The sequence below is a fragment of the Arthrobacter sp. CAU 1506 genome (assembly GCF_005047635.1).
Classification (GTDB): domain Bacteria; phylum Actinomycetota; class Actinomycetes; order Actinomycetales; family Micrococcaceae; genus Crystallibacter.
Map to the genome: position 1 here is coordinate 87,251 of NZ_SUKC01000002.1, position 10,274 is coordinate 97,524.

The 10,274-nt window shown below is 65.9% G+C and carries 7 protein-coding genes; all 7 read right to left on the bottom strand.

Going from position 1 to position 10,274, the window contains the following annotated elements; translation table 11 throughout:
* Nucleotides 1-3: 3 nt before the first annotated feature.
* On the bottom strand, nucleotides 4-2,730 hold the full coding sequence (secA, locus tag E4J89_RS03110; RefSeq protein WP_136784655.1) for a preprotein translocase subunit SecA: 2,727 nt from the start codon (nucleotides 2,728-2,730) through the stop codon (nucleotides 4-6).
* Nucleotides 2,731-2,769: 39 nt separating this feature from the next.
* Nucleotides 2,770-4,026, bottom strand: coding sequence for a crosslink repair DNA glycosylase YcaQ family protein (locus tag E4J89_RS03115; protein ID WP_136784656.1), 1,257 nt, complete (start codon nucleotides 4,024-4,026; stop codon nucleotides 2,770-2,772).
* Nucleotides 4,027-4,066: 40 nt separating this feature from the next.
* Entirely contained in the window at nucleotides 4,067-4,789 is a 723-nt protein-coding gene (gene raiA / locus E4J89_RS03120; RefSeq protein ID WP_136784657.1) for a ribosome-associated translation inhibitor RaiA, read from the bottom strand.
* A 126-nt stretch (nucleotides 4,790-4,915) separates the two neighbouring features.
* Entirely contained in the window at nucleotides 4,916-5,812 is an 897-nt protein-coding gene (locus E4J89_RS19525; protein ID WP_136784658.1) for a phosphoribosyltransferase family protein, read from the bottom strand.
* Between the two features lie 216 nt (nucleotides 5,813-6,028).
* Complete coding sequence (locus tag E4J89_RS03130) at nucleotides 6,029-7,756, bottom strand: LpqB family beta-propeller domain-containing protein (protein ID WP_136784659.1); 1,728 nt, start codon at nucleotides 7,754-7,756, stop codon at nucleotides 6,029-6,031.
* Nucleotides 7,737-9,362 carry an MtrAB system histidine kinase MtrB gene (gene mtrB, locus E4J89_RS03135; RefSeq protein ID WP_240691710.1) on the bottom strand — a complete coding sequence of 542 codons (1,626 nt, stop codon included), beginning with the start codon at nucleotides 9,360-9,362 and terminating at the stop codon, nucleotides 7,737-7,739. The genes E4J89_RS03130 and mtrB overlap by 20 nt, the downstream gene beginning before the upstream one ends.
* A 69-nt stretch (nucleotides 9,363-9,431) precedes the next feature.
* Nucleotides 9,432-10,109 (bottom strand): MtrAB system response regulator MtrA, encoded by a 678-nt coding sequence (mtrA, locus tag E4J89_RS03140; protein ID WP_127511342.1) that lies wholly within the window; start codon nucleotides 10,107-10,109, stop codon nucleotides 9,432-9,434.
* Nucleotides 10,110-10,274: the final 165 nt, after the last annotated feature.

Here is a 10,274-nt window from a genome sequence, read left to right on the forward strand (position 1 = left end):
CTGCTACTTCCGCCGTTTGCCGCTCTTCGCGGGCCGCTTGTCCTTGGCGGAATCGGCGGTCTTGGCTGTGTTTTGGCGCTCAACCCGGGTTTCGGCCTCTCCGGATGCAGTCGGTGCCGTGAACTGCAGCGAGGCAGGACGCTGCGGCGCTTCCAAACCTGCCGCCGTGATCTGCGGACCTGCTGCCGCCCGGGCGTCAGCCACACCCGGTGCGGACACCTCGGCGGGCTGCTGGACCTGGACCTCAAGGTTGAAGAGGTAGCCGATGCTCTCTTCCCGGATGGACTCCATCATGGTCTGGAACATGACGAATCCCTCGCGCTGGTATTCAACCAGCGGATCGCGCTGCGCCATGGCGCGCAGGCCGATGCCTTCCTTGAGGTAGTCCATCTCGTAGAGATGTTCCTGCCACTTCCGGCCGATCACCGACAGCACCACGCGGCGTTCCAACTCGCGCATGGTCTCCGATCCGAGGGTTTGCTCGCGCTGTGCGTAGGAAACCTTGGCGTCGGAGACAATTTCTGCGCGCAGGAAATCCGCGGTGACCTTGGATTGGCCGCCTGCTTCCTCGAGCACTTCGTCGATCGTCAGTTCAATCGGGTAGAGCTGCTTGAGGTTGGTCCACAGCTGCTCATAATCCCAGTCGTCGCCGTGGCCTTCCTGGGTGGCTTCGTTGACCATCGCGGTCACCACGTCTTCGAGGAAGAAGGAGACCTTCTCGTGCAGGTCGTCGCCCTCCAGGATCCGCCGCCGGTCGTTGTAGATGGCTTCGCGCTGCCGGTTGAGCACGTCGTCGTACTTCAGCACGTTCTTGCGCTGCTCGGCGTTGCGGCCCTCGACCTGGGCCTGGGCGTTCTGGATGGCCTTGGAGACCATCTTGGACTCCAGCGCCACGTCGTCGGGCATCCGCGAGGAGTTCATGATCCGCTCGGCGGCACCGGCGTTGAACAGCCGCATCAGGTCATCGGTCAGGGACAGGTAGAAGCGCGATTCGCCGGGATCGCCCTGCCGGCCCGAACGGCCGCGCAGCTGGTTGTCGATGCGGCGCGACTCATGCCGTTCCGTACCCAGCACGTAGAGCCCGCCCAACGCCCTGACGTCGTCGTGCTCGGCCTGGACTGCCTTCTGCGTCGATTCCAGCACCGCGGGCCACGCGGCCTCGTACTCCTCCGGATTCTCGGCCGGGTCCAGGCCGCGGCGTTCCAGTTCGGCGACGGCGTTGAACTCGGCATTGCCGCCGAGCATGATGTCGGTGCCGCGGCCGGCCATGTTGGTGGCCACCGTGACCGCACCCTTGCGGCCGGCCTGTGCGACGATCGCCGCTTCACGGGCATGGTTCTTCGCGTTGAGCACTTCGTGGCGGATGCCCTGCTTGGCCAACTGCTTGGACAGGTACTCGCTCTTCTCCACGCTGGTGGTGCCGACCAGGACCGGCTGGCCCTTCTCATGGCGCGAGGCGATGTCCTTCACCACCGCGTCAAACTTGGCGATCTCGTTCTTGTAGATCAGATCCGACTGGTCGATGCGGGCCATCGGCTTGTTGGTCGGGATCGGCACGACGCCCAGCTTGTACGTGCTCATGAACTCGGCGGCTTCCGTTTCGGCCGTACCGGTCATGCCGGACAGCTTCCCGTAGAGGCGGAAGTAGTTCTGCAGCGTCACGGTGGCCAAGGTCTGGTTCTCGGCCTTGATCTCAACGCCTTCTTTGGCCTCGATCGCCTGGTGCATGCCTTCGTTGTAGCGGCGGCCGGCCAGAATGCGGCCGGTGTGCTCGTCCACGATGAGGACCTCGCCCTTGAGCACCACGTAGTCCTTGTCCCGCTTGAACAGTTCCTTGGCCTTGATGGCGTTGTTCAGGAACCCGATCAGCGGTGTGTTGGCCGACTCGTAGAGGTTGTCGATGCCGAGGTAGTCCTCGACTTTTTCAATGCCGGACTCGAGCACGCCGACCGTGCGCTTCTTCTCGTCGACTTCGTAGTCTTCGGTGTCCTTCAGCCGCATCACCACGCGGGCGAATTCCGTGTACCAGCGGTTGACGTCGCCGGAGGCCTGGCCGGAAATGATCAACGGGGTGCGGGCCTCGTCGATCAGGATCGAGTCAACCTCGTCCACGATCGCGAAGTGGTGTCCGCGCTGCACCAGTTCGTCGCGGCTCCAGGCCATGTTGTCGCGCAGGTAGTCGAAGCCGAACTCATTGTTCGTGCCGTAGGTGATGTCCGCGGCATACTGTTCGCGCCGTGTGGCCGGGTTCTGGTTCGCCAGGATGCAGCCGCTGGTCAGGCCGAGGAAGCGGTAAACGCGGCCCATCAGGTCGGACTGGTACTCGGCCAGATAGTCGTTGACCGTCACGACGTGGACGCCCTTGCCGGTGAGCGCGTTCAGATAGGCCGGTGCGGTAGCCACCAGCGTCTTGCCTTCACCGGTCTTCATCTCCGCGATGTTGCCCAGGTGCAAGGCAGCCCCGCCCATGAGCTGGACGTCGAAGTGGCGCAGCCCGAGGGTGCGGCTGGCGGCTTCGCGGACCGCGGCGAATGCTTCAGGGAGCAGGTCATCCAGCAGCTCCCCGTCCTGGTAGCGCTGTTTAAGCGTGTCGGTTTCCCCGCGCAGCTCGGCGTCTGTGAGGGACTTGAAGTCCTCTTCCAGCACGTTGATCGCATCGGCGTAACCGCGCAGCCTCTTCAGCGTCTTCTTGTCGCCGGTACGAAGCACACGCTCGAGAATCGTTGGCACTACATTGCTCCCAGTCAGTCGCGCAGAATTCTGGCTTGTTCAGTCTACGTGAGAGACGTGCCGCGCACTGTTTTGGTTCCCCCGAGCCCGTCTCGCAACTTCCCGACCCAGTCCGGCAGCCAGATCCCCGCTGTCCTCAACCGCCACAGTGTCCAGCTTCAACCACCCGGCCATCGCTGCGAGTTCGGCTGCCAACTCCGCAGCCGTTTCGGCCGGAGCGTCGGCTTCGGAATGCGCAGACCTGACCACCAGCCTGCCGGTTGACCGGTCTGCCTTCAAATCCACCCGGGCGCACAACCGGTCCCCCAGCAGGAACGGCAAAACGTAGTAGCCGTAGGTCCGCTTCTCCGCCGGGGTATAGATTTCGATCCGGTAGCGGAAGCCAAACAGTTGTTCGACCCGCTGACGTTCGAAAACCATTGAATCGAAGGGGCTCAGCAGCGCCCGGCCGGCGACCCGGCGCGGCCGCGCCGCGTCGCCGTGCAGATAGACGTCTGCCTTCCAGCCGTCCACCTGTACGCGTTCCAACGTTCCATCGGCCTCCAGCGCCTGCACCGCGCCGGCCGCGGCGCGTGCCGGGACCCGGTAGTAGTCGGCAAAGCATTTGACCGTCCCAATGCCATGGGCGCGGGCCGCGGCTTCGATCAGCCGCAGCATCGCTTCTTCCGGATGAGGCCGGTGCGTGGCCTCGTACGGTGCCGGCAGCACTTTCTCGGTCAGCGTGTAGAGCCGTTCGAATTGCGGTGTCCGGGCGGCCGCGCTGACCAGTCCCTCTTCGAAGAGTGCCTCCAGAACCCGCTTGACCGCGTTCCAGTTCCAGCCCCAATCGGTGGTGGACCGGGTCTCTTCATGGCCAATCCGGTCTGCCACCGCCCGCGCGGTCAGGCCGCGCGACGAGGCCAGCGCGGCCAGGATCCGAGCCGTCAAATCCTGGACAACGTCCGGATCCATTCCGGCAGCACCCACCCAGTGGCGCCGCTGCCATTGGCGCAGATCGGCAAAATCCTCCGGCTTGATGTAGCTGGCTTCGTGGGCCCAGTACTCGATCATCCGGCGCGGCGCCTTCCCGGCCAACCGGTGCAGGATGTCGACGTCGTAGCCGCCGAGCCGGGAGAAGAACGGCAGGTAGTGAGAGCGCACCAGCACATTCACGGAATCGATCTGCAGCAACCGGATGCGGTCAAAGGTCCGGCCCACCTGCCTTGCGGTAACAAGGCCGGTGGGCCGTTCCTTGGCCAATCCCTGGGCTGCCAGCGCAATGCGGCGGGCCTGGGCCGGACTGATGCGGGCTGTCATGCCTTCATACTAGGCATCCATGTGGCAGCCGCTGCTGCAATCAGGCGGTGGCGTCCTCACGGGAGCGGTAGGCCAGCAACTCTTCGCGCGCCTTGGCTTCTTCGGCGCTGCAATCGGCATCGAGGGTAATCACGCCGTAGGTCCAGCCGCGGCGGCGGTAAACCACACTCGGCGCGCTGGTCTCCTTGTCAATGAACAGGTAGAAGTCGTGTCCCACCAGTTCCATATTGTCGACGGCGTCGTCGAGGGTCATTGCCGCAGCCGGGAAGACTTTGCGGCGAATCAGCACCGGGGAGTCTCCGGCAGGGACGTCGTTTTCAATCTCGTAGCCGGTCCGTTCCTCGGCCGGTTCCTGGCGGGCGGCCGCAGAGGCCATCATTTCGTGCAGCGGCACATCGGTACTGGCTGGTTCCAGCGTGGCGGTGGCCTGGTGGACGGCGGTCGGAGTGTGGCGTCCGTGATGGACCTTGCGGCGGTCCCGGGCGCGGCGCAGGCGCTCCAGAAGCTTGTTGTAGGCGATGTCAAAAGCTGCGAACTTGTCCGCCGCCTTGGCCTCGGCACGGACCACGGTGCCTCGACCGAGCACGGTGAGTTCAACCGTCATCGAGCTCTCGGCATTGCGGGCATTGGCTTCTTTGGTGACTTTGGCATCAAGCCGTTGGACCTTGTCGCCCAGCTGCTCGATCTTGGAGATCTTCTCCTCAGCGTACTCGCGGAACCTATCGGAAACAGACAGGTTGCGGCCGTTGATGTTGAATTCCATGGTGCCCTCCATAGTTGCCTAGATGACACAACAGCGACCGAAAGAGAAACTCCTTTCAGCCGCTGAAGACGGGAACCCTCCCTTACGGGAGCCCATACCTCACGTTAGATCACGGATGCTTTTTATTCACCCTTTAGACGATTTATCTCCAACATTTCCTGCGGATTCTTCCCGGTCACCCGAACCGCCCGGCGCTGGAGGGGAAGGCGCGTCGGCGTGTCCAGCCGGTGCCGAGGCAGCTGCCAGCACCGCTCCTCCCAAGGGGACTCCGCCGGCGGCACGGAGCGCTCTGGCCAGCTCGGCCATGGTTGCCCCGGTGGTGAGCACGTCGTCCACCAGAAGGCAGCCACGGCCGGCGATCAGCGGGATGTATCGAGGCGGCACGGCCATGCTGCCGGCCACGTTCCGTTGCCGGGCGGTTCGGCCCAGCGACTTCTGCCCGGCCGAAGTCCGCCACCGTATCAGCCGTTTCCCGGTTGCCACCGGGCGTACGGCCGGCAGCAACTGGAGTCCGGCCGGCAGCAGGTCCTGGCGTTCCATCCGGGCGAGCAGCAGTTGCAGCGGATCATAGCCGCGGCGACGGCGGGACGTTCCGCGCGCGGGCACCTGCACCAGCACTGCGGCGACTGGCCCTCCGGCACGCTCGGCCGCCGCGTCCACGGCAGCCGCCAAGACAACGGCCAGGACCTGGGCCAGCTCGGTCCGGCCATGGTTCTTGAAGGCCAGGATCGCCTGCGACAACTCGCGCCGATAGGGTCCGCCGGCCGTCACCGGCAGAGGCAGGCCGGCCTCGTCCAGCGGCAGCGATTCGGCCGTCTCCTCGGCCGCCACGGGGCGCACCGTGGCGCGGCGCAGTCGCCTCCTGCAGCCTGCGCACAGCACTTGGTCCGGCGCGCCGCACGCCACGCAGTCTGTCGGCAGCAGCAGCCGTCCAAACTGCCCGGACCAGATCCGCAGTGCCTGGACGGTCCGGCTGAAGTACAGCCGGTCCAGCCTGCTGCCCACTTCCGTCGTCGTGATCACCGCCGTTGTCCCGCCATGCACCAAGCCTTGCCGCGCCGGTTCCTTCCGGCCACCGGTATGGGGCGGATGTGGACAAGGCTGTGGCCGGCGCGGCCTGTGAAGGAGCGCTTACCCGGGGAGGTGCGGAGCGGCTTACCCGGGGAAGGAAGGAGCGGCTTGCCCGGGGAAGGAGCGGCTTGCCCGGGGAAGGAGCGGCTTACCCGGGGAAGGAGCGGCTTACCCGGGGAAGGAGGGGTCGATCACCAGCGGCGAATTGCGCTGCGGGGCCCAGCTGTTGCCGACCCGGATGTAGAGCATCTCGTTCGTTTGGGCGTAGACGTCCTGGTCGCCGTTGCCCGCGCTGATCTCTACCATGCCCTGCAGTGGTGCGGTCCTCTGGCTGCTGCCGTCCAGATGCAGAATTTCCGCGGTGACTGCCTCTTCCGCCGAGGACTTCATGACGATGACGGTATCCTCATCCGCCCAGACGCCGGTGTCGACCGGAACCGACGCCTTCAGCCGCTTGGGGGTGGTGATACCGCGCGGCCGCCCGTCCCGGTCGCGGACCACACCGGCGATGTAGACGGCAGCGCTCTCGCCTTCACGCGCGATGATCAAAGCCCTGGAACCTTCGCGGGAGATCTGCAGCTCAGTCACCGTCCGCTCGTTCAACCACTGTGCACCCACGGCGACCACTTTGTCCGGCTCCTCCACGGAGACCGCAAATACCTTCCCGCTGGCATCGCCGGCGGCGGTCCAGGCCCAGCCGAAGGGATCGACGCTGGGGCCGGTCAGTTCCCTCCCGGACGCCGCCTGCACCGCCTTGCGGTCCTCGCCGATCACAAACATCCGGTTGTGCTCGGCGGTCAAGAAGGCGAAGCGCTCCTGGTCCAGCGACATCGCCGGTTCGCGGGGGCTCAGCTGGTCGACCGAGGGCAGGCCCTCGGGCTTGACCGGCCGCGACCCCTCGTAGAAGACCAGTTCCTCATTCAGGATCCCGATCTGTACATTGCCGACGGCCGGGTCCGTCACCGCGGCTTGAAACTCGGGATCGGGCCCCGTGCCCAGATCCACGTCCCGCTGGTCCACGGTCATCCGCACGGTGGAGACCGTATTGAGCTCGCCGAGCGTCAATTCCAGCTGCTGCTGCATCTGCTGGCGGCGCAGGAACGTAGTGCCGGTCAGGACTTCGGCGGAGAGGTCGACGCTGGCAGCGCCTGATTCGATGGGCACGGCACGGCGCACCAGCTGGGACCCTTCCGGGAAGGCGCTGATCACCGCGCCGGCCAGATACGGTGCGGGTCCCTCCAACATGGCGGCCACGATCGCCGCAGTAATTCCCTGCCGGTTGGCGAACCAGCGCACATCCGGGACGGCGTAGGTGTAGGTGGGGTCGTAGAAGTACAGGTTGTAGGGGGAGAACAACGTGCGGAAGTCCACGGTGGAGACCATGGTTCCGTCCGGAATGCTGGAGATCCGCCATTCGCCGTCCACCTCCGTCAGTTCCACCGGCAGCGATTCGGTGGCGCCCTCCTCTGCCACCGTCCGCACGCCTGATTCGTTGATGGAGGTGTCGACTTCGACTTGCAGCACGAACTCGGTTTCGGACGGCGATCCGACGGTCTTCACGACGTTTCGGTACACCAGCGTCCGTTGCACCGGTTGCCATTCGCCGGCCAGATCGGGGGCCAGGAATTCCCGCGCTATCCGGTAGTCGTCCTGGGGCGCTGTGCCGGCCTGGATGAACCCTTCGACGATTTCCTTGGGGTCGTCCCCGGGCGTCGGTCCCGGCGGGTTGAAGGTGTATCCGGTCCCCTGGCTCGCGCCGGAGTCGGCCTGGACCGTCGCCACCGGCCCCGACATCGGAATCGAGGAGCAGGAGGCCAGCGCCAGCATGGCCAAGACCATGACGACGACGGTGCGCAGCCGGCTCATGCGGGCGGGGTCAGCTGGGGTCCGGAACACCGTTTTCCTCCTGCTGTTCAAGAAGTATGTTCTCCGCCGCCAGGTGCCCGTGCAGGCCGTTGGCGCCGGCCGGCGGCAACGGCAGCGGCGAATGGGTCAGCGTGCCGCCGCTGTGCCGCGGCAAGGTAAGCCGGAAGCAGGCACCGTTGCCGGGCTCGCCCCAGGCCTGGAGCCAGCCGCCGTGCAGACGCGCGTCCTCGGTGGAGATCGACAGTCCCAGGCCGCTGCCGCCGGTGGTCCGTGCCCGGGCCGGGTCGGCGCGCCAGAAGCGGTCGAAGACCCTGGACGCTTCCATCGGCGTCATGCCGATGCCGTAGTCCCGGACCGCGACGGCCACCGCGTCCTCGGTGGCGCCGACGGTGAGTTCCACCGGGTTGCCCTCTCCGTGTTCCAGGGCGTTGACGATCAGGTTCCGCAGGATGCGTTCGATCCGGCGGCGGTCCATGTCCGCGATACAGCGCGGTTCCAGCGCGATCAGGCGCAGTTCAGAACCGCAGTTGTCCGCCAGCGGCTGGGCGGCGTCCAGCGCGGTGCGGGCAATTTCCACCACGTCGGTGGGCTCGGCGTCGAGCGCCGCGGCGCCGGCGTCGAACCGCGAGATTTCCAGCAGGTCGGCCAGCAGCGCCTGGAACCGCTCCACCTGGTTGTACAGCAGTTCGGTGGAGCGGGCGTTGATCGGATCGAAGTCCTCGCGCGATTCGTACAGCACCTCGGCGGCCATCCGGACCGTGGTCAGCGGAGTGCGCAGTTCGTGCGAGACATCGGAGACGAACCGCTGCTGCATCTCGGACAACGTGGCCAACTGCGTAATCTGCTCCTGCAGGCTGCCGGCCATGTGGTTGAAGGAGGCCCCCAGCCGGGCCAGCTCATCCTCGCCCCGGACTTCCAGCCGTTCCTGCAGCTGACCGGCGGCCAGTTTCTCCGACACGATGGCCGCCTGGCTGACCGGGTGCACCACCGCCCGGGTCAGCAGCCAGACGATGCCGCCGACCAGCAGCAGCAGCAGTGCGCCGCCGATCCAGAGCACCCGGTGGATAAAGTCCAGGGTCTGCTGCACGGAAGAGAGGTCATAGACCAGGTACAACGCGTAGGCGTTGCCCGGCGGCAGTTGCACCTGGGTGCCGAAGCCGATGGCCGGCACGTCGCTGTCACCGACCGGCAACGCCAGGGCTTGGCGGTACTGGCCGCTGCCGGTTGCGACCTCTTTTGCCAGCCCCTCCGGAATGATGTTGGCGGTGATGGAGGTGTTGGACTGGCTGAACACATAGAGGTTCTGCCCGCCGGGCAGCGGTGTCAGCAGGTAGTAGCGCGGGGCTTCCGCGCCGGTGCCCTCCAGCAGCTTCAGCGTATCCCCCACCATGCTGGCCACCGTGGCACGGTCGCTGGCGGACGAACTCTCGAAGATGGTCTTGACCTGGGACAGGCCGCGCCTCGACTCCGCCTCGGCCTGGTTCACGCGCTCCTGGTAGAGCCCGGAGGCGATCTGGCTGGAGAGGAACGCGCCCACGCCCAAGAATGCGAAGGCGGTGAGCAGGACGGCCGCGGTGACCGTTCGGAACTGCAGCGAGCGTCGCCATTTCCGATTCAGGAAATCGCGGCCCTGCAACGTGGCATGCCAAGCGGCCTCAGCTGCCGCCTTCAGCTTGGCTTTCCACCGGTTGAGAACCGGCTCCACTTACCCTTGGCCGGCCTTGTATCCGACGCCGCGCACCGTGAGCACCACTTCGGGGGCTTCCGGATCGCGCTCGATCTTGGAGCGAAGCCGCTGGACATGCACGTTGACCAGCCGGGTGTCTGCGGCGTGGCGGTAGCCCCAGACCTGCTCCAGCAGCAATTCACGGGTGAACACCTGCCACGGTTTCCGGGCGAGTGCCACCAAGAGGTCGAATTCGAGCGGGGTCAGCGAAATTCTCTCGTCCCCGCGGTGCACCACGTGGCCGGCAACATCGATGACGACGTCGGCAATCCGCAGTGTCTCCGGGGCCCGCTGGTCTCCCGGGCGCAGCCGCGCCCGCACACGGGCCACGAGTTCGGCCGGCTTGAACGGCTTGGGTACGTAATCGTCGGCACCTGATTCCAGCCCGCGGACCACGTCCGAGGTGTCCGCCTTGGCCGTCAGCATGACAATCGGGACGTCCGATTCGCCGCGGACCTGCCGGCAGACCTCGATCCCGTCCAAGCCGGGCAGCATCAGGTCGAGCAGCACCAGATCGGGCTTGCTGCTGCGGAAAACCTCAAGGGCCTGGGAACCGTCCGCGCAGAACACCGGATCAAAACCGTCGTTGCGCAGCACGATGCCGATCATCTCGGCCAGGGCCTCGTCGTCGTCTACGACCAGAATGCGTGCCTTCATATCTCCTAATTGTCCCCTATTTCAGTGAGATCCTGCCGCAACGGCGCACCGGGGCGCACGAAAAGCGACCCACGGCCGGCCCGGCCCCGGGATTCTAGGAACTCGCGGACCGAAACTATAGGCTGATGAGAGGCTAACACTTCGCCGACGGCGTCCCGCAGTCGG